The sequence below is a fragment of the Streptomyces sp. NRRL S-31 genome (assembly GCF_000718775.1).
Lineage (GTDB): Bacteria > Actinomycetota > Actinomycetes > Streptomycetales > Streptomycetaceae > Streptomyces.
The window spans coordinates 1-19,732 of the sequence record NZ_JOCB01000072.1; the positions used below are offsets into that span (position 1 = coordinate 1).

Sequence of the window (19,732 nt, forward strand, 5' to 3'; positions counted from 1 at the left end):
GGTCACCAACGTCGAGGCGTCGATGTCCTCGCCCTCCTCGCTGCTGCACTGGACCCGCCGCATGATCGAGATCCGCAAGCAGAACCCCGCCTTCGGACTGGGGTCCTACACCGAACTGCCGTCGTCGAACCCGGCGGTGCTCGCCTTCCTGCGCGAGTACGAGGACGACCTCGTGCTGTGCGTGCACAACTTCTCCCGCTTCGCCCAGCCCACCGAGCTGGACCTCAGCCGGTTCAACGGGCGTCATCCCGTCGAGCTGTTCGGCGGGGTGCGGTTCCCGGCGGTCGGCGAACTGCCGTACCTGCTCACCCTCGCGGGGCACGGCTTCTACTGGTTCCGGCTGCGCCGGGACGCTGTGTAATGGCCGGGTGAGGCGGTTTTCACCGCCTCACCCGGGGCACCGGACAGTGACACCCCCCTCACGCTCCGGGGAAAGGACGTGACCCATGGCGGAGATGGTCACCTCTTCCGGCACCACCGGCACGACCAGTCACCTCCTCAGCTCGCTGGATCCCCTGCTGCGGGAATGGCTGCCCCGGCAGCGCTGGTTCGCGGGCAAGGGCCGGCCGGTCACCGGTTTCGATCCGGTGGCCGTCACCGAACTGCTGCCACCCGGCGGCCGGCTGGGGCTGTACCACCTGCTCCTGCGGGTCCACCAGCCCGCCGTGCCGGGCGCCCCGCCCGGGCCGGGCGACTGCTACCAGCTCCTCATAGGCGTGCGCGAGGCGCTGCCGCCCCGGCTGGCGCCCGCGCTCGTCGGACACGTCACCGAGGGCCCGCTCGCCGGCCACACGGTGTACGACGCGCTGTACGACCCCCGGCCCGCCGAGGTGCTGCTGGAGGCGCTGCGCGGGCAGGAGCGGATCGGCGGCCTGCGCTTCGAGCGGGACGAACGGCAGGAGATCCGGCCGGGTCTGGTGGCCCGGCTGCTGACCGCCGAGCAGTCCAACTCGTCGGTGGTCTACGGGGACGCGTTCATCCTGAAGCTGCTGCGCCGGGTCGTGCCCGGCGTCAACCCCGACCTGGAGATACCGCTCGCCCTGGCCCGCGAGGGCTGCCCCCGGGTGCCCGCGCCGGCCGGCTGGCTGCGCGCCGAGCCGGACGGGGAGCCGTATGTGCTCGCCGTGCTCCAGCCCTACGTCAGCGGCGCGGGCGACGGCTGGGAGCTGGCCCTGCGCGAACTGGCCAAGGGCGAGGACTTCGTCGCGGAGGCCCACGCGTTGGGCCGGGCCACCGCCGAGGTGCACACCGCCCTCGCCCGGTCCCTGCCGACGGTCACCCTCGGCCGCCCGCAGCTCCAGTCGCTGGTCGACGGCATGACCGAGCGGCTGGCTGCGGCCGTGCGGGCGGTGCCGGGCTTGCGGCCGTACGAGCAGGGGCTGCGCTCGGCCTACACCGCGCTGGCCTCCCTCGCCGCCGAGGGCCGTACCTGGACCGCCCAGCGCGTCCACGGCGACCTGCACCTGGGCCAGTGCCTGCGGTCGCCGTCCGGTCAGTGGTCGCTGATCGACTTCGAGGGCGAGCCGGCCCGGCCGCTGGCCGAACGGCGGATGCCGCAGCCGCCGGTGCGGGACGTCGCCGGGATGCTGCGCTCCTTCGACTACGCGGCCCACTCCGTGAGCCCGCCCGCCCTGGAGTGGGCGCACGCCTGCCGGGCCGCCTACTGCGCCGGCTACGCGGAGGCGTCCGGCCGCGATCCGCGCACCGACCCGGTGCTGCTGCGGGCCTACGAGACCGACAAGGCCGTGTACGAGGTCGTCTACGAGGCCCGGCACCGACCCGACTGGCTCGCCGTACCGCTGGGTGCGGTGCGCCGCCTCGCCCTGCCCGACCAGGAGGCCCGTCCGTGACCCCCAAGGCCCAGAAGCACTCACCAGCCAGGAAGAAGACCGGCGCCCGACAGGCGCCGGGCCGGGACGTCCCGCCGCAGGCCCAGGCGCCCGCGCCGGAGACCGCCGCGGAGGCCGCGGTCTCCCCCGCGGTGGACGCCGGCGACCGCGAGCGGCTGCGGCACGGCACCCACCACGATCCGCACTCCGTCCTCGGCGCGCACCCGGTGCCCGGCGGGGTCGCCGTCCGCGTCTTCCGCCCGTACGCGCGGGCCGTCACCGTGGTCGGCGACGGCCTGCGCGCGGAGCTGCACGACGACGGCGACGGCTTCTTCTCCGGCCTGCTCCGGCTCGCGGAGGTGCCCGCCTACCGGCTGCTCGTGACGTACGACGGCACGGTCCACGAGACGGAGGACGCCTACCGCTTCCCGCCCACGCTCGGCGAGCTGGACCTGCACCTGATCGGCGAGGGGCGGCACGAGCAGCTGTGGCAGGCGCTCGGCGCGCACGTCATCACCCACCAGGGCGTCACCGGCACCCGGTTCGCGGTGTGGGCGCCGAACGCGCGGGGCGTCCGGGTCGCGGGCGGGTTCAGCTTCTGGGACGGCACCGGTTTCCCGATGCGCTCGCTCGGCGGCACCGGGGTCTGGGAACTGTTCGTGCCGGGGGTCGGCGAGGGCGAGCTGTACAAGTTCGAGATCACCCGCCCGGACGGGTCGCGCACCCTGCGCGCCGACCCGATGGCCCGCCGTACCGAGGTGCCGCCCGCCACCTCCTCGATCGTGCACGCCTCGCACCACGAGTGGGGCGACGCCGAGTGGCTGGCCCGCCGGGCGCGGACGCCGGTGCACGAGGCCCCGTTCTCCGTCTACGAGGTGCACCTGCCGTCCTGGCGGCCGGGCTCGACCTACCGCGAGCTGGCCGAGCTGCTCCCCGCCTACGTGTCGGAGATGGGGTTCACGCACGTCGAGCTGATGCCGGTCGCCGAGCATCCCTTCGGCGGCTCCTGGGGCTACCAGGTCACCGGGTTCTACGCCCCGACGGCCCGGCTCGGCACCCCCGACGACTTCAAATACCTGGTGGACAGGCTGCACCAGGCGGGCGTCGGCGTGCTGATGGACTGGGTGCCGGCGCACTTCCCGCGCGACGAGTGGGCGCTGGCCGCCTTCGACGGGCGCCCGCTGTACGAGCACCACGATCCGCTGCGGGCCGCCCACCCCGACTGGGGCACGCTGGAGTTCGACTTCGGCCGGCGCGAGGTGCGCAACTTCCTGGTGGCGAACGCCGTGTACTGGTGCGAGGAGTTCCACATCGACGGGCTGCGGGTGGACGCGGTCGCCTCGATGCTCTACCTGGACTACTCGCGCGGGCCGGGCCAGTGGACGCCGAACGAGCACGGCGGCCGGGAGAACCCGGACGCGGTCGCCTTCCTCCAGGAGATGAACGCCACCGTCTACCGGCGCTGCCCGGGCGTGGTGACCATCGCGGAGGAGTCGACGGCCTGGGACGGGGTCACCCGGCCCACCCACCACCGGGGTCCGAGCGGCTTCGGCGGGCTCGGCTTCGGCTGGAAGTGGAACATGGGCTGGATGCACGACTCGCTCCAGTACATGAGCCACGACCCCGTGTACCGCAGCCACCACCACCACGAGATGACGTTCTCGATGGTGTACGCGTACAGCGAGAACTACGTCCTGCCGATCTCCCACGACGAGGTGGTGCACGGCAAGGGTTCCCTGGTGTCGAAGATGCCGGGCGACTGGTGGCAGCAGCGCGCCAACCTGCGCGCCTACCTGGCCTTCATGTGGGCCCACCCGGGCAAGCAACTGCTGTTCATGGGGCAGGAGTTCGCCCAGGGAGCGGAGTGGTCGGAGGCGCGCGGCCCCGACTGGTGGCTGCTCGATCCGGCGTACGGCGCGGAGGCGGACCACCGGGGCGTACGGGACCTGGTACGGGACCTGAACGCGGTGTACCGGGCGACGCCCGCGCTCTGGCGGCTGGACACCGACCCGGCGGGCTTCGAGTGGATCACCGGGGACGCGGCGGACGACAACGTCTTCGCGTTCCTGCGCCGGGACGCCGACGGCACCCCCCTGCTCGCGGTCTCCCATCTGGCGCCGGTGGTCCGGCACGACTACCGGATCGGTGTGCCGGACGACGTCCCGGCCTGGCTGGAGGTGCTGAACACCGACGCGGGCCGGTACGGCGGCGGTGACGTGGTCCGCGGGGACGTGGTCAAGCCCGAACCGCATCCGTGGCACGGCCGCCCGGCGAGCCTGCGGCTGACGCTCCCGCCCCTGGGCACGGTGTGGCTGCGGCCGGCCTGAAGCCGGTCCGCGGGAGGAGGAGGGGCCGGGGCCGGATGCCCGCGGCCCCCTTCGCCGGTCGGCGGGTGGCGGGTCAGCCGGGTGTGGCGAAGACCTGGACCGCGTAGTCGCCGCTGACGGCGACGCCGGTGTCCTTGAAATCGCAGTCCACGATGTTGCGGTGGTGGCCCGCGCTCTTCATCCAGCCGCTGACTATCGTGTTGGCGTCGGTGCTGCCCCAGGCCATGTTCTCGGCTTCGGCGCGCGCGCCGGTGTAGCCGGCGTCCTTGATCCGCTGGCTGTAGCTGGAGCCGTCCGACCCGGTGTGGTTGGTCAGGTGGTTCTTGCTCGCGTCCTCCGCGAACACCTGGGCCGCCTTGGTCAGCTGCCCGTTCTCGCTCAGCGCCTGGCAGCCGGCCTTCTGGCGTTCCGCGTTGACCAGTTGCAGGATCTCGGAGGGAGAGGCGGCGGGCGCGACGGCCGTCGCGGCGGCGGCACCGGCCGCTCCGCCGAACAGCAGCGGGGCCGCACAGGCGGCGGCGCACAGACAGCGAAGACGTGTGGTCGTGGCATTGCGCATGGGTTTCGGCCTTCGGCTCGGAAGTATCGGCGACAGCCGGCGAGATGTCCTCCGGACCTGCGTGACATGCGTCAAGGGTTCGTGCGGTGGGCACGGACACGCACAGCGAGCGCACGCTGAACCCTGGGTCACCGGCGGGTCCTCGCAAGGATGCCCGGCTCCCGCGCTCGTTCCCCTCCACCGTACGCCCGTTGCCGGGCGCCCACGACTCAAGGCGGAGCGGGCGCCGCGCACCGGCCGCGCGCGGGTGCGCGGCGGTGCGCGAGCCGTCACGCCCGGTGCTCCGACGTCACCCGGAGACGGCCAGCGCCGCCGGCAACTCCCCCGTGTACAGCACCCCGAGCCGCTGGGTGGCCCGGGTCAGGGCCACGTACAGGTCGCTCGTGCCGTACCGGCCCGGCTCCACCACCAGCACCGAGTCGAACTCCAGGCCCTTCGACTGGCGCGGGTCGAGCAGGACGACGGTGCGCGTGAGGTCGGGCTCGGCGCCCGCGGTGACGCCGTCCAGCCGGGCGGCCAGGGCGCGGTGCAGGTCGCGGGGGGCGATGACGGCCAGCCTGCCCTCGGCGGGGGTGAGTTCGGCCACGGCCTCGGCGACCGCGGCGGGCAGGTCGCCGGCCGCCTGCCGCACCCACGGGCGGACGCCGGTGGAGCGGACCGAGCGGGGCGGCTCGAAGTCCGGCCGCTCGGCGCGGACCACGGCCGCCGCCAGCTCCATGATCTCGGCCGGGGTGCGGTAGTTGACGCCCAGGCGGGTGTGGTCGAAGCGGTCCCCGACATAGGGGGCGAGGATGCCCGCCCAGGAACCGGCGCCGGCCTCCTCAGCCGTCTGGACGGGGTCGCCGACCAGGGTCATCGAGCGGGTCGGGCTGCGCCGCATCAGCAGCCGCCAGGCCATCGGCGACAGTTCCTGCGCCTCGTCGACGATGATGTGCCCGAAGGCCCAGGTGCGGTCGGCGGCGGCCCGTTCCGCGGCGCTGCGGTGGTCCGCCTCCTCCTGCCGCTCGGCGAACCGCTCGGCGTCGATGATGTCGTGCGCGGACAGCACCTCGCCGGCCTCGGGATCGCTCTCCTCCTTGTCCTCGAACTCGTAGGACCGGGAGGCGTACGACACGTCGAGCACGCCCTGCGCGTAGGCCACCTGGGTCTCGCGCTCGCGTTCGGCGCGGGCGCGGGCCAGCCGGTCGTCCTCGCCGAGCAGTTCGGCCGCCTCGTCCAGCAGCGGCACGTCGGCGACGGTCCAGGCGCGGGTCACCGGGCGGCGGACCGCCGCGGCGTCCGCGGCCGGGAGGTGGCCCTCCGGCTCGGCGAGGAAGTCGGCGACCAGCCGCCGCGGGGTGATCCGGGGCCACAACCGGTCGATGGCGTCCCAGACTTCGGGGTTCTCGGCGAGTTCGTCGCGGATCTGGGTGATGTCGGAGGCGTCGAGCAGGCTGCTGCCGTCGTAGGGGTCGGTGCCGACGCGCTCGGCGTACAGCTCGGTGAGCGTGTTGAGGATGTACCCCTCGAAGTGCTCGCGGGCGGCGTTGTGCGGCAGCCCGGCGGCGCGGGTGCGGTCACGGGCGACGCCCACCAGGCCGTCGTCCAGCATGAGCACCTCCCGGTCGTGCTCGATCGCGATGACCGGGTCGGGCAGGGCCTGCCGGTCGCGCACGACGGCGGCCAGCACCTCGGCCATCTCCGCGCGGCCCTTGACCGCGGCGGCCTCGGGGGTGTCCGTCGCGGTGGCCCGGACGCCGGGGAACAGCTCGCCCACGGTCGCCAGCAGCACGCCGGTCTCGCCGAGGGAGGGCAGCACCTCGCCGATGTAGCCGAGGAAGGCGGGGTTGGGGCCGACGACGAGGACCGCGCGGCGGGCCAGCAGTTCCCGGTACTCGTACAGCAGGTAGGCCGCCCGGTGCAGGGCGACCGCGGTCTTGCCGGTGCCGGGTCCGCCCTCCACCACCAGGACGCCGCGGTGCGGGGCCCGGATGATCCGGTCCTGCTCGGCCTGGATGGTCTGCACGATGTCGCCCATGCGGCCGGTGCGCGCCGAGTTCAGCGCGGCCAGCAGCACGCCGTCCGCGTCGTGGTCCTCGTGGCCGGTTCGGGTGGCGTCGCCGAGGTCCAGGATCTCGTCGTGCAGGGAGGTGACGGTCCGGCCCTCGGTGGAGATGTGCCGGCGGCGGCGCAGGCCCATCGGGGTGTGGCCGGTGGCCAGGTAGAAGGGGCGGGCGACGTCGGCCCGCCAGTCGATCAGCAGGGGCGTGCGCCCGGCGTCGTCCTCGCGCAGTCCGATCCGGCCGATGTGGTGCCTGGTGCCGTCGGCGAGGTCGATCCGGCCGAAGCAGAGCGAGCCGTCCACGGCGTTCAGCGCGGCGAGCAGTCCCGAGCGCTCGGCGACCAGGATGTCCCGTTCCAGCCGGGCCTGCATGGGCTTGTCGCCCTGGGCGAGCGCGTCCGTGACGGCCGTCTCGGCCTCGCCGCGCAGCACGTCCACGCGCGCGTACAGTCCGTCGATGAATTCCTGCTCGTCGCGCAATTCACCGTCGTGAAATTCACTGTTCGACAGATCCGCGTTTGACAATTCCGCTCCCGCCCGCATATACTGTGCTCACTGGACTTGCTTTGCGACCGATCCAAAATGCCGAATTGAAGTCGCGAACCACTGAATATACGCAGAGAAATCCCCCGGGCGCAATTGCCCGGGGGATTTTTTCGTCCGGTGCCCGCGCGGGCGGGGGGGTCAGCCGGCCGTGCTGTCCGCCGGCTCCCGGTCCCCGCCCTCTTCGTACTCTTCCCGCGTCCGGTCCGCCGCGTCCTCCCGGCGCGGCAGCAGGACGGCCACCAGGACCGTTCCGATGCCGAGGATCACCGCGCCGACCAGGCTGGTGTGGGCGACCGCGTCGGAGAAGGCGGAGCCGACCGCGTCGGCCATCTGCCGTGCGCCGGCGGCCAGTTCGCCGGCCTGCTGCTTGAGCTGCGCGGCCTGCTGCGGGTCGGTCGCCCGCTGGGCCTGGGCCGCGGCCTGGTGCGCCTTCTCGCCGATGCCCTGGGCGACGGCGTACCCGGCGCCGACCGAGTCCTGCGCGGTGTCCAGGGCGCTCGCCGGCAGCTTGCCGCCCGCGGTGGCGTCGGCGAGGTGATCGCCGTACGAGGTGGCGAGCAGCGAGCCGAGGAGGGCGATGCCGAGCGAGCCGCCCAGTTCCAGCGAGGTGTCGTTGACGGCACCGCCGACGCCCAGCTCGGATTCCGGGAAGGCGCCCATGATGGCGTCGGTGCAGGGCGAGAGGGCGAGGCCGATGGCGAGGCCCAGGATGATCAAGGGGGCCACGAAGTCGCCGTACGTGGAGCCGGCGTCCACCCGGGTGAGCAGGGCGAGGGCGGTGGTGCCGCCGACCATGCCCGCGCTGACGGTCCACTTCATGCCGACGCGCGGGGTGAGCCAGCCGGTCAGGGCGGAGCCGACGAAGACGGCACCGGCGAGCGGCAGCATGCGCACACCGGTCTGGAGGGCGTCGTAGCCGAGGACGAACTGGAGGTGCTGGGTGAGGTAGTAGAAGGCGCCGAAGACGGCCAGGAAGAACAGGGCGACGGCGAGATTGGAGCCGGCGAACCGGCGGCCGGCGAAGCGGCGCACGTCCAGGATGGGGCGCGGGTGGCGCAGCTCCCACAGCACGAAGGCGACCAGGCCCACGCCGGCGACGACGGCGGCGCCGACGGCCTTGGCGCCCCAGCCGAAGTGCGGGCCCTCGATGATCATGTAGACCAGCGCGCCGGTCCAGATCACCGACAGCAGGCCGCCGACGTAGTCGATGCGGTCGTGGTGGCCGGCCCGGGAGGGCGGTACGAGGACGAAGGCGGCGACGAGCGCGACGGCCGCGACGGGCACGTTGATCAGGAAGGTCGAGGCCCAGCCGTGGTCGCGCAGCAGGGCGCCGGCCACCACCGGTCCGGCGGCGATGGCGAGCCCGGCGGTGGCGGTCCACAGGGTGATGGCCTTGGCCCGCTCGGCGCGCGGGAAGGTCGCGGCGAGCAGCGAGAGCGTGGCCGGCATGATCAGCGCCGCGCCGACGCCCATCACGGCGCGGGCCGCGATGACGGTGGCCGCGCTGTCGGCGAGGGAGCCGAAGACGGCACCGGCGCCGAAGACGACGAGCCCGAGGACGAGCGCCCCGCGCCGGCTGTACTTGTCGCCGATCGCGCCGAGCAGCAGCATCAGCGCCGCGTAGGGGACGGTGTAGCCGTCGATCACCCACTGGAGGTCGGCGCTGGACAGCCCGAGGTCCTTCGTCATGTCGGGCGCCGCGACCGTGAGGGCGGTGTTCGCCATCACGATGATCAGCAGGCTGAGGCAGAGCACCAGCAGGGCCCACCAGCGCCGGGCGTAGGGGCGCTCCATCCTTTCGACCGGTTCGGTCATGACGAGTCGCATGGCAGGGATCGCTCTCCTCGGGTAAGCGACGGACTTGCACAATGGCGTGCAATTGCACAACCATGTGCAATGTACGCCCACTGCACACCACTGTGCAAGTCGGGTCGGAGAGCGGACGGGGAGGCAGAATGACCGCCATGACCACGGGTAGCACCAGCCGCGCCGACGCCAACCGGCGCCGCATCCTCGACATCGCCCTCGCGGAACTGCTGCGCGATCCCGACGCGTCCATGGACCAGATCGCCCGCGCGGCCGGGGTCGTACGCCGGACCGTGTACGGCCACTTCCCCAGCCGGGAGGCGCTGATCAGCACGCTCGTCGACGAGGCAGTGGGGGCGCTGTCGGACGCGGACGCGGCGGTCCGGGCGGGGGTGCGGGACCCGGCGGAGGCGGTGGCCCGGTCGGTGCTCGCGATCTGGCAGACCGCCGACCGCTACCGGCTGCTGATCGCGCTGGCCCAGCGGACGGTCACCGTCCAGGGCATCCGCGAGCGCCTCGCACCGCTACGCGAGGCCAAGGTGGCGCTGCTCCAGCGCGGTCTGGACACGGGCGTCTTCAACTCCCCGCTGCCCGCGCCGGCGCTCGCGTACGTGCACGAGCAGATGCTGTTCGCCCTGATGGAGGCGGTGAACGACGGACTGCTGGCGGCCCGGGAGGCGGGCCGCTCGGCCACGGTCGCCGTGCTGAGCGCGGCGGGCGTACCGGCCGCGCGGGCCACCGGGCTGGTGAACGAGGTGGCCGAGGGCGCCTAGGCCCTGTCGTCAAACTCCCGCCTGCCTTGCGGGCGGACGGCGGGAGTTCGACGACAGGACCTAAGGGATCTCGTCCGAACGGCAGGAAGCCGGGCGGCTGAGGTACGGGGGAGACTCAGCCGCCCGGCGGCGGGGACCGGACGCCCGGCCCGGGTTCAGGCGGGGTCGGACGTCCGGCGATCCTCGGTGTCAGGCCCTGGCCAGCTCCTTCTCCCCGTCCTCGCGGGACTCGCCGTCCTCGCGGGGCCCGGCGGACCCGCTCGCCGGGGACCCGCCCTCGTCGAGCAGCGTGGTCTCGTCGAACGGCAGCTCACCCGCCAGCACCCGGCCGACCCGGACCTTGTCGATCTCCTTGGTCCAGGTTCCCACGAGCACCGTGGCGACCGCGTTGCCCGCGAAGTTCGTCAGTGCCCGCGCCTCGCTCATGAACCGGTCGATGCCGACGATCAGCCCGACGCCGTCCACCAGCGCCGGCTTGTGCGACTGGAGACCGCCGGCCAGGGTGGCGAGCCCCGCGCCGCTGACACCGGCCGCGCCCTTGGACGCCAGCAGCAGGAACAGCAGCAGCGGGATCTGCTCGCCGACCGACATCGGCGTGCCCAGCGCGTCCGCGATGTACAGCGACGCCATGGTCATGTAGATCATCGTGCCGTCGAGGTTGAACGAGTACCCGGTCGGCACGGTGATGCCGACGACCGGCCGGCTGACGCCCAGGTGTTCCATCTTCGCGATCAGCCGCGGCAGCGCGGACTCCGACGACGACGTGGACAGGATCAGCAGGAACTCGCGGGCGAGGTACTTGAACAGGGAGAACACATTCAGCCCCGCCACGATCCGCAGCAGCGCCCCGAGCACCAGGAAGACGAACAGGAAGCAGGTGAGGTAGAAGCCGAGCATCAGCACGGCGAGGCTCTTGAGCGCGTCGACGCCGGCCGAGCCGACCACGGCCGCGATGGCGCCGAACGCACCGATCGGCGCGGCCCACATCACCATGGACAGGATGCGGAAGACGAGCCGCTGGATGTGCTCGACACCGCGCAGCACCGGCTGCCCGGCCGACCCCATCGCCTGGAGCGCGAACCCGGCGAGCAGCGCCACCAGCAGCGTCTGGAGCACCTGGCCCTCGGTGAACGCGGAGACGAAGGTGGTCGGGATGATCGACAGCACGAAGTCCACCGGCGGCAGCGCGTCGCTCTCCACCTGGGCGTGCCCGGTCTGCTTGAGCGCGTCGGTCAGGTGCAGTCCGTCACCGGGGTGCAGCACGTTGCCGACCACGAGCCCGATGGCGAGCGCCACGAGCGACATCACGAGGAAGTAGCCGAGGGCGATACCGCCGACGGCCCCCACCTTGGCGGCCTTCCGCACGGACCCGATGCCGAGCACGATGGTGCAGAAGATGATCGGGGAGATCATCATCTTGATCAGGCTCACGAAACCGGTGCCCAGCGGCTTCAGCTCCACCGCGGCGTCGGGCCAGATCAGCCCCACGGCGATGCCGAGCGCGACCGCCGCGATGACGGCGATGTACAGGTAATGGGTCCGGTCCCGCTTCACACGGGGTGCGGCAGGTGCCGTATCGGGAGTGCTGGCGGCCACGACTGCCCTCCTTGACGTCTTCGTCGGCGAACAACCGGCGTGCGGCTCACGTCCGGGCGTTGTAAGGGAATGCCGTGACTATCTCCCGGCCTGTGAGGCCGGTCACCCTTCCGTTCATTTAGTTCACGCCCGGCCGCGGAGGCACACTGCTGGCATGCGTCTGCCCACCCTCCCCCGTCCCCGCAGCCTGGCCGGCCAGCTCTTCGCGATGCAGGCCGTGCTGATCGCGGTGGTCGTGGCCGGGTACGCGCTGTTCACCTACGTCAGCGACCGGAGGCAGGCCGAGGACGCCGCCGCCGGGCAGGCCACGGCGGTGGCCCGGTCGATCGCGGACTCCCCCTCGGTGCGCGCGGCGGTCCGCGGCCCGGATCCCACGGCCCTGCTGGAGCCGTACGCCCTCCAGGTCACCCGGGACGCGAACGTCGACTTCGTCACGATCATGAACCCGTCCGGCATCCGCTGGACCCACCCCGACGAGCGGCAGATCGGCCGGCGCTTCCTCGGCAACATCGGCCCCGCCCGGCAGGGCCGCACCTTCACCGAGACCTACACCGGCACGCTCGGCCCGTCCGTCCGCGCCGTCACCCCGATCCGGGACGGCGGCCGGATCGTCGGTCTGGTGAGCGCCGGCATCACGGTGGAGACGATCAGCGCCCGGGTGCAGGACCAGGTCACCGCCCTGCTCGGGGTGGGCGGCGGGGTCCTGCTGCTCGGCGCGGTCGGCACGTACGTGATCAACGCCCGGCTGCGCCGCCACACCCACGGCATGAACGCCGGCGAGCTGAGCCGGATGCACGACTACCACCAGGCGGCGCTGCACGCCGTCCGGGAGGGGCTGCTGCTGCTGGACGGCCGGTACCGGGTGGCGCTGATCAACGACGGCGGCCGGGAGCTGCTGGGCGTGGGCGGCGCCTCGGACGCGGACGTGGTCGGCCGCTCGGTCGCCGACCTGGGCCTGCCCGCCCCGCTGACGGGGGCGCTGCTCTCCTCCGAGCCCCGGGTGGACGAGGTGCACCTGACGGCGTCCCGGGTGCTGGTCGTGAACACCGTCCCGGTCTCCGGCGGAGAGCAGCGGGGCACGGTCGTGACCCTCCGGGACGTCACCGAGCTCCAGTCGCTGACGGGCGAGCTGGACTCGGAGCGCGGCTTCACGCAGGCACTGCGCTCGCAGGCGCACGAGGCCGCGAACCGGCTGCACACGGTCGTCTCGCTGATCGAGCTGGGCCGGTCCGAGGAGGCGGTGGAGTTCGCCACGGCCGAGCTGGAGCTGGCGCAGGCCCTCACCGACCAGGTGGTGGCGGCGGTGAGCGAACCGGTGCTGGCCGCGCTGCTGCTGGGCAAGACCGCCCAGGCGCACGAGCGGGGCGTGGAGCTGGTGGTGTCCCGGGACAGCCGCCTGGACGACGGGCTGCTCCCGGCCGAGCTGCCGTCGAGGGACCTGGTCACCATCCTCGGCAACCTGATCGACAACGCGGTGGACGCGGCCCAGGGCAGTCTCCGGGCGCGGGTGACCGTGACGGCGTACGCCTCGGGCGCCGAACTGGTGCTGCGGGTGTCGGACACCGGACCCGGTGTCGACCCCGCCCATGCCGACCTGGTATTCCAGCGGGGGTTCTCCACGAAGCCGGCCGGGCCCGGCGGACGGGGACTCGGACTGGCCCTGGTCCGGCAGGCGGTGACCCGCCACGAGGGCACGTTGACGGTGACGGAGTCCGGCGAGGACGGCGAGGGCGGAGCGGTGTTCGAGGTGCGGTTGCCGTTGGGCGCGTCCGTGGGCGGCGCCGGATGACGGACGAACGGCAGCCCATCCGCGTCCTCGTCGTGGAGGACGACCCGGTGGCCGCCGACGCGCACGTGCTGTACGTCGGCCGGGTGCCGGGGTTCGTCGCGGTCGGGAAGGCCCACACGGCCGCGGAGGCGCGCCGCTTCCTGGACCGTACGGCGGTGGACCTGCTCCTGCTGGACCTGCATCTGCCGGACGGGCACGGATTGCAGCTGGCCCGCTCGCTGCGGGCGGCCGGTCAGCAGGCGGACGTGATAGCGGTGACCTCGGCCCGGGACCTGGCGGTGGTGCGGGAGGGGGTGTCGCTGGGTGTCGTCCAGTACGTGCTGAAGCCGTTCACCTTCGCCACGCTCCGGGACCGGCTGGTGCGGTACGCCGAGTTCCACGCGGCGGTCGGCGAGGTGAGCGGACAGGACGAGGTGGACCGGGCGCTCGCGGTCCTGCGGGCGCCGTCGTCGGCGGCCCTGCCCAAGGGGCTGAGCGGGCCGACGCTGGAGCGGGTCACCGGGGCGCTCCGCCAGGCGCCGGAGGGGGTCACGGCGGCCGGCGTGGCCGAGACGGTGGGCATCTCCCGGATCACCGCCCGGCGCTATCTGGAGCACCTGGTGGAGGCGGGCCGGGCGGTGCGCAGTCCGCTGTACGGGCAGGTGGGACGGCCGGAGCTGGTGTACCGGTGGGTGTCCCAGGGCCGCTGAGACCGACGGCCCGGGCAGGGACCCCGGGGCCACCTCCCCGGGACCGTTGACGCGGGCGCGGACCCTGTCTCCCCCGACCCCGGGCGCCCGAAGCCCTACCGCCCGGCCCGGCTCCACGGGGTGAGACCGAGACTCCCCCGGGCGGCCGTCCGCCCGCCGGTGCCGGAACGTGCTCCGGTTCCTCGCCCCGGCGCCCCGGACAGGGACCGGAGCGCCCGGTCGGCGGTGACGAGGACCGCCCGCTCGGCGCCGTCACCGGCGGGGTCCGGCGCGGCCCGGAGCCGGCCCGGTTGCCCGTCCCGGCCCGCGCACCCGGCCCGCGCACCCGGCCGTCCGAGGCGGCGGCGCGTTCGGGGCCGTCCGGGCCGGTGCCCGCCGCCGGTGCCCGCCTTCGCGACGACCGTCCAGCGGTGGCCGTCGTCCGGGGACCCGGCGTGATCACTCACCCGGCCCCGCTCCCCGGCCCGAAGGGGACGGCGTACTGGACGACGCACACCCCCAGCCCCGCGACCGCGACCGCCTCCAGCACGGACACGGCCAGCAGCCCGGCCGGGACGTCACCGCCCGCCCAGAACACGACCAGCGCGCTCAACGGCACCACGCAGAAGGCCAGCAGGTCGACCACGCACTGCACGGCCTTCCGGGACACCCGGCGGGCGTCGCCGCGGTGCGCGGTCTCCCACCGGAAGACCTCACCGCCCTCCGCCCGCGCCAGCGCGGCCAGCCGCGGCCCCAGCTCGCCGCGCACGTACGCGCCGATGGCGGAGATCTTCTGGTCGTTGACGAGGTACGTCCAGCCGAGGACGACGCAGACCGGCGGCAGCGCCAGCAGCATCGCCGTCTGCCGGGCCTGCGCCGCGGCGGCGATCACGGCCGCCACCACGGTCAGCGTGACGTAGAGCAGGTTGTCCCGGAACCCGATCCGCGTCTTCTGCTCGTCCTTGACGGTCTGGTACTCGGTGAGCAGCAACTGCCCCACGGTGACGTCTCGTTCCGGCACGCGATCCCCTTCCCCGGCAGCACCTTACGAGTGTGCCGGACGATCAGCCCACCGTTCTCGTCCCGACCGCGGTCCGGCGGGTGGCACTCGCCGAGCCGGGCGAGGGCGCGAGGAACACCGCCGCGCTCACCGCGCCGCGAACAGGACGGCCGCGCCCCGCGGCCGTCCTGTTCGCCGGAGCACGCGCCTGATGCCGCGAGGCCCGCCCTCCGGACGGACGGCGGGAGTTCGACGACAGGACCTAGAAGACCGACTCGGCCTCGTCCATGCGGTCCTTCGGCACCGTCTTCAGCTCGGTGACCGCCTCCGCGAGCGGCACCATCACGACGTCGGTGCCGCGCAGCGCGGTCATCCGGCCGAACTCGCCACGGTGCGCGGCCTCGACGGCGTGCCAGCCGAAGCGGGTGGCGAGGACGCGGTCGTAGGCGGTGGGCACGCCACCGCGCTGGACGTGACCGAGGATGACCGGCTTGGCCTCCTTGCCCAGGCGCCGCTCCAGCTCGTAGGCGAGGGCGGTGCCGATGCCCTGGAAGCGCTCATGGCCGTACTGGTCGATCTCGCCCTTGTTGTAGTCCATGGTGCCCTCGGCGGGGTGGGCGCCCTCGGCGACGCAGACGACGGCGAACTTCTTGCCGCGGGCGAACCGCTCCTCGACCATCTTGACCAGGTCGGCGGGGTCGAAGGGCCGCTCGGGCAGGCAGATGCCGTGGGCGCCGGCGGCCATGCCGGACTCCAGGGCGATCCAGCCGGCGTGCCGGCCCATGACCTCCACGACCATCACGCGCTGGTGGGACTCGGCGGTGGTCTTCAGCCGGTCCATCGCCTCGGTGGCCACGCCGACGGCCGTGTCGAAGCCGAAGGTGCGGTCGGTGGAGGAGATGTCGTTGTCGATGGTCTTGGGCACCCCCACGACCGGCAGGCCCGCGTCGGAGAGCATGCGGGCCGCGGTCAGGGTGCCCTCGCCGCCGATCGGGATCAGCGCGTCGATGCCGAACTCCTCGACCATGTCCGCGGCGCCGTCGCAGGCCTCGCGCAGCCGGTCGCGCTCCAGCCGGGAGGAGCCGAGGATGGTGCCGCCGAGGGCCAGGATGCCGCTGACCGCGTCCAGGTCGAGGCTGCGGTAGTGCCGGTCCAGCAGGCCCCGGTAGCCGTCCTCGAAACCGATGACCTCGTCGCCGTACTGCGCCACCGCCCGGTGCACGACCGACCGGATCACGGCGTTCAGGCCGGGGCAGTCGCCGCCTGCGGTGAGAACTCCGATGCGCATCGTGCTGTATCTCCTGCTCGCTGTCGGTGCCGGTGAGCCAGTGCCGATTGTTTCACGTCCGCCGGACCGGTGAAGTCTTGACGGGCGCCTTATCCGGCGACGGGGGTACTGTCAAGGGGGTTCCGCTCACCTCGGTGAGCGATTTTTATGCCGAAGACGGATATCCGAGACATAAGACATGAGGAACGGAGTCGACACGTGACGCGCAGCGTGTACGTGACCGGGATCGACCGCGGCGACGGCCGCCAGGTCGTGGAGCTGGGGGTCATGGAACTCCTGACCCGGCAGGTCGACCGGGTGGGGGTCTTCCGTCCACTCGTCCACGACGGTCCCGACCGCCTGTTCGAGCTGCTGCGGGCCCGCTACCGCCTCTCCCAGGACCCGGCGACCGTCTACGGCATGGACTACCACCGGGCGTCCGCGCTCCAGGCCGAGCGGGGCACCGACGAACTGGTCTCCGCCCTCGTCGACCGCTTCCACCTGGTGGCCCGCGACTACGACGTCGTCCTGGTCCTCGGCACCGACTTCGCCGACACCCAGCTGCCCGACGAGCTGTCCCTGAACGCCCGGCTCGCCAACGAGTTCGGCGCCTCGGTGATCCCGGTGGTGGGCGGCCGCAGGCAGACCGCCGAGTCCGTGCTCGCGGAGACCCGCAACGCCTACCGCGCCTACGCCGGCCTCGGCTGCGACGTGCTGGCCATGGTCACCAACCGGGTGGCCCGCGAGGACCGCGACGAGATCGCCGAGCGGCTGGCCGACCGGCTGCCGGTGCCCTGCTACGTGGTGCCGGATGACCCCGCGCTGTCCGCGCCGACCGTCGCGCAGATCGCCCAGACCCTCGGCGCCAAGGTGCTGCTCGGCGATGACTCGGGCCTGGCCCGGGACGCGCTGGACTTCGTCTTCGGCGGTGCCACGCTGCCCAACCTGCTGGGCGCCCTGACCCCGGGCTGCCTGGTGGTCACCCCGGGCGACCGCGCCGACCTGGTCGTCGGCTCGCTGGCCGCGCACAGCGCCGGCACCCCGCCGATAGCCGGCGTGCTGCTGACCCTCGACGAGGTGCCGCGCGACGAGGTCCTCACCCTCGCCGCCCGCCTCGCCCCGGGCACCCCGGTGCTCTCCGTGGCCGGCAACAGCTTCCCCACCGCCGAGCGGCTCTTCTCCCTGGAGGGGAAGATGACCGCCGCCACCCCGCGCAAGGCGGAGACCGCGCTCGGCCTGTTCGAGCGGTACGCCGACACCGCAGACCTGGCCCGCCGGGTCTCCGCGCCGAGCGGCGACCGGGTCACCCCGATGATGTTCGAGCACAAGCTGCTGGAGCAGGCCCGCTCCGACAAGCGGCGGGTCGTGCTCCCGGAGGGCACCGAGGAGCGGGTGCTGCACGCGGCCGAGGTGCTGCTGCGCCGGGGCGTGTGCGACCTGACCCTGCTCGGTCCGGTCGACCGGATCCGCAAGAAGGCCGCCGACCTGGGCATCGACCTGGGCGACACCCAGCTGATCGACCCGGCCGAATCCGAGCTGCGGGACGCCTTCGCCGAGAAGTACGCACAGTTGCGCGCCCACAAGGGCGTCACGGTCGAGCTGGCCTACGACGTCGTATCGGACGTCAACTACTTCGGCACCCTGATGGTCCAGGAGGGCCTGGCCGACGGCATGGTGTCCGGCTCGGTGCACTCCACGGCCGCCACCATCCGGCCCGCCTTCGAGATCATCAAGACCCGGCCGGACTCCTCGATCGTCTCGTCGGTGTTCTTCATGTGCCTGGCGGACAAGGTGCTGGTCTACGGCGACTGCGCGGTCAACCCGGACCCGGACGCCGAGCAGCTCGCGGACATCGCCATCCAGTCCGCGGGCACGGCCGCCCGGTTCGGCGTGGAGCCCAGGATCGCGATGCTGTCGTACTCCACCGGCACCTCCGGGTCGGGCGCCGACGTGGAGAAGGTGCGCGAGGCGACCGAGCTGGCCCGCTCGCGCCGGACCGACCTGAAGATCGAGGGCCCGATCCAGTACGACGCGGCCGTGGAACCGTCCGTGGCCGCCACCAAGCTGCCCGGTTCGGAGGTCGCGGGCCAGGCCAGCGTGCTGATCTTCCCCGACCTCAACACCGGCAACAACACCTACAAGGCCGTGCAGCGCTCGGCCGGCGCGATCGCCGTCGGCCCGGTCCTCCAGGGACTGCGCAAGCCGGTCAACGACCTGTCCCGGGGCGCGCTCGTCCAGGACATCGTGAACACCGTCGCCATCACGGCGATCCAGGCCCAGAACACCAACGAGAAGGCGTCCCGGCAGTGACCTCCCCCACCCGTGTCCTCGTCCTCAACTCCGGCTCCTCGTCGCTCAAGTACCAGCTGCTGGACATGCGGGACAGCAGCCGGCTCGCGGCGGGCCTGGTCGAGCGCATCGGCGAGCAGACCTCCCGCCTCAAGCACACCTGCCTCACCGGCGGCGACACCCGGGAGCACAGCGGGCCGATCGCCGACCACGAGGCCGCCCTTAAGGCGGTCGCCGAGGAGCTGGGCCGGGACGGCCTCGGTCTGGACTCCCCCGAGCTGGCCGCGATCGGGCACCGGGTGGTGCACGGCGGGATGTTCTTCACCGAGCCGACCGTCATCGACGACGAGGTGCTCACCGAGATCGAGCGGCTGATCCCGGTCGCCCCGCTGCACAACCCGGCCAACCTCACCGGCATCCGCACCGCGCGGGCGCTCCGCCCCGACCTGCCCCAGGTCGCCGTCTTCGACACGGCCTTCCACACGACGATGCCGGAGTCCGCGGCGCGCTACGCGATCGACCCGAGGATCGCCGACCGGCACCGCATCCGCCGCTACGGCTTCCACGGCACCTCGCACGCGTACGTCTCCCGGGAGACGGCGCGGCTGCTGGGCAAGGACCCGTCCGAGGTCAACGTGATCGTGCTGCACCTGGGCAACGGCGCCTCCGCCTCCGCGGTGGAGAAGGGGCGGTGCGTGGACACCTCCATGGGGCTGACGCCTTTGGAGGGGCTCGTGATGGGTACGCGATCCGGTGATCTGGATCCGGCCGTCATCTTCCATTTGGCACGGGTTGGGGGAATGTCCATGGACGAGATCGACACTCTCCTCAACAAGAGGAGCGGTCTGTTCGGTCTGTGCGGGGACAACGACATGCGGGAGATCCGCCGCCGGATCGACGCGGGCGACGAAGACGCCGCGCTCGCCTTCGACATTTACATTCACCGGCTCAAGAAGTACATAGGCGCCTATTACGCGGTGCTGGGCACGGTGGACGCGGTGGCCTTCACCGCCGGGGTCGGCGAGAACGCGGCTCCGGTGCGGGAGGCGGCGGTCGCGGGTCTGGAGGGTCTGGGGCTGGCGGTCGACCCGGAGCGCAACGCCGTGCGCGCCGACGGGCCGCGGCTGATCTCGCCTCCGTCCGCCCGGGTGGCGGTCGCCGTGGTGCCGACGGATGAAGAACTGGAGATCGCGACCCAGACCTACGCACTGGTCGGAAAGAACAGCTGAATGGCACCTGAGC

At 72.9% G+C, this 19,732-nt stretch carries 15 protein-coding genes; 9 read left to right on the forward strand and 6 right to left on the reverse strand.

Annotated elements, in window-relative coordinates; genetic code table 11:
- From IF37_RS0125615 to glgB, 3 genes are all read left to right on the forward strand, one after another.
- Positions 1–361 (forward strand): alpha-glucosidase C-terminal domain-containing protein (locus tag IF37_RS0125615; RefSeq protein WP_030747028.1); only part of this gene is annotated, 361 nt, incomplete at its 5' end.
- An 85-nt stretch (positions 362–446) separates the two neighbouring features.
- A complete protein-coding gene (locus IF37_RS0125620) occupies positions 447–1,850 on the forward strand; it encodes a hypothetical protein (protein ID WP_030747032.1) in 1,404 nt (467 codons plus the stop codon).
- Positions 1,847–4,156, forward strand: coding sequence for a 1,4-alpha-glucan branching enzyme (gene glgB, locus IF37_RS0125625; RefSeq protein WP_079165882.1), 2,310 nt, complete (start codon positions 1,847–1,849; stop codon positions 4,154–4,156). Before IF37_RS0125620 ends, glgB begins: the two co-directional genes overlap by 4 nt.
- A 73-nt stretch (positions 4,157–4,229) precedes the next feature.
- Here glgB and IF37_RS39685 read toward each other — a convergent pair whose 3' ends face one another.
- From IF37_RS39685 to IF37_RS0125640, 3 genes are all read right to left on the reverse strand, one after another.
- Positions 4,230–4,715 (reverse strand): CAP domain-containing protein, encoded by a 486-nt coding sequence (locus IF37_RS39685; RefSeq protein WP_063886411.1) that lies wholly within the window; start codon positions 4,713–4,715, stop codon positions 4,230–4,232.
- Positions 4,716–5,004: 289 nt separating this feature from the next.
- Positions 5,005–7,299: an AAA family ATPase gene (locus tag IF37_RS0125635; protein ID WP_106981852.1), complete on the reverse strand. Its 2,295-nt coding sequence runs from the start codon at positions 7,297–7,299 to the stop codon at positions 5,005–5,007.
- Positions 7,300–7,440: 141 nt separating this feature from the next.
- Positions 7,441–9,129 carry an MFS transporter gene (locus tag IF37_RS0125640; RefSeq protein ID WP_030747043.1) on the reverse strand — a complete coding sequence of 563 codons (1,689 nt, stop codon included), beginning with the start codon at positions 9,127–9,129 and terminating at the stop codon, positions 7,441–7,443.
- Positions 9,130–9,257: 128 nt separating this feature from the next.
- Between IF37_RS0125640 and IF37_RS0125645 the strand changes: the two genes are divergently transcribed.
- Complete coding sequence (locus IF37_RS0125645; protein WP_030747050.1) at positions 9,258–9,881, forward strand: TetR/AcrR family transcriptional regulator; 624 nt, start codon at positions 9,258–9,260, stop codon at positions 9,879–9,881.
- A 189-nt stretch (positions 9,882–10,070) separates the two neighbouring features.
- Here the strand turns inward: IF37_RS0125645 and IF37_RS0125650 are convergent, their stop codons facing one another.
- Positions 10,071–11,477, reverse strand: coding sequence for a cation:dicarboxylase symporter family transporter (locus IF37_RS0125650; RefSeq protein WP_030747053.1), 1,407 nt, complete (start codon positions 11,475–11,477; stop codon positions 10,071–10,073).
- 154 nt (positions 11,478–11,631) lie between these two features.
- Here IF37_RS0125650 and IF37_RS0125655 point away from each other — a divergent pair, with 154 nt between their 5' ends.
- Together IF37_RS0125655 and IF37_RS0125660 are read left to right on the forward strand one after the other, a co-directional pair.
- Complete coding sequence (locus IF37_RS0125655; RefSeq protein WP_030747056.1) at positions 11,632–13,266, forward strand: sensor histidine kinase; 1,635 nt, start codon at positions 11,632–11,634, stop codon at positions 13,264–13,266.
- Positions 13,263–13,955, forward strand: a complete 693-nt coding sequence (locus IF37_RS0125660) for a response regulator (protein WP_030747059.1) — start codon at positions 13,263–13,265, stop codon at positions 13,953–13,955. Before IF37_RS0125655 ends, IF37_RS0125660 begins: the two co-directional genes overlap by 4 nt.
- A 442-nt stretch (positions 13,956–14,397) precedes the next feature.
- On the opposite strand, the gene IF37_RS0125670 is transcribed toward IF37_RS0125660, so the two are convergent.
- Positions 14,398–14,955 carry a hypothetical protein gene (locus tag IF37_RS0125670; RefSeq protein ID WP_030747066.1) on the reverse strand — a complete coding sequence of 186 codons (558 nt, stop codon included), beginning with the start codon at positions 14,953–14,955 and terminating at the stop codon, positions 14,398–14,400.
- Between the two features lie 32 nt (positions 14,956–14,987).
- On the opposite strand from IF37_RS0125670, the gene IF37_RS44560 reads away from it, so the two are divergent.
- Complete coding sequence (locus IF37_RS44560; RefSeq protein WP_158727383.1) at positions 14,988–15,146, forward strand: hypothetical protein; 159 nt, start codon at positions 14,988–14,990, stop codon at positions 15,144–15,146.
- A gap of 50 nt (positions 15,147–15,196) precedes the next feature.
- Here IF37_RS44560 and IF37_RS0125675 read toward each other — a convergent pair whose 3' ends face one another.
- Complete coding sequence (locus tag IF37_RS0125675; protein WP_030747069.1) at positions 15,197–16,222, reverse strand: ATP-dependent 6-phosphofructokinase; 1,026 nt, start codon at positions 16,220–16,222, stop codon at positions 15,197–15,199.
- A 198-nt stretch (positions 16,223–16,420) separates the two neighbouring features.
- Here IF37_RS0125675 and pta point away from each other — a divergent pair, with 198 nt between their 5' ends.
- Both pta and IF37_RS0125685 read left to right on the forward strand, forming a co-directional pair.
- Positions 16,421–18,511 carry a phosphate acetyltransferase gene (gene pta / locus IF37_RS0125680; RefSeq protein WP_030747072.1) on the forward strand — a complete coding sequence of 697 codons (2,091 nt, stop codon included), beginning with the start codon at positions 16,421–16,423 and terminating at the stop codon, positions 18,509–18,511.
- Positions 18,508–19,719: an acetate kinase gene (locus tag IF37_RS0125685; RefSeq protein ID WP_030747075.1), complete on the forward strand. Its 1,212-nt coding sequence runs from the start codon at positions 18,508–18,510 to the stop codon at positions 19,717–19,719. Before pta ends, IF37_RS0125685 begins: the two co-directional genes overlap by 4 nt.
- Positions 19,720–19,732 lie beyond the last annotated feature (13 nt).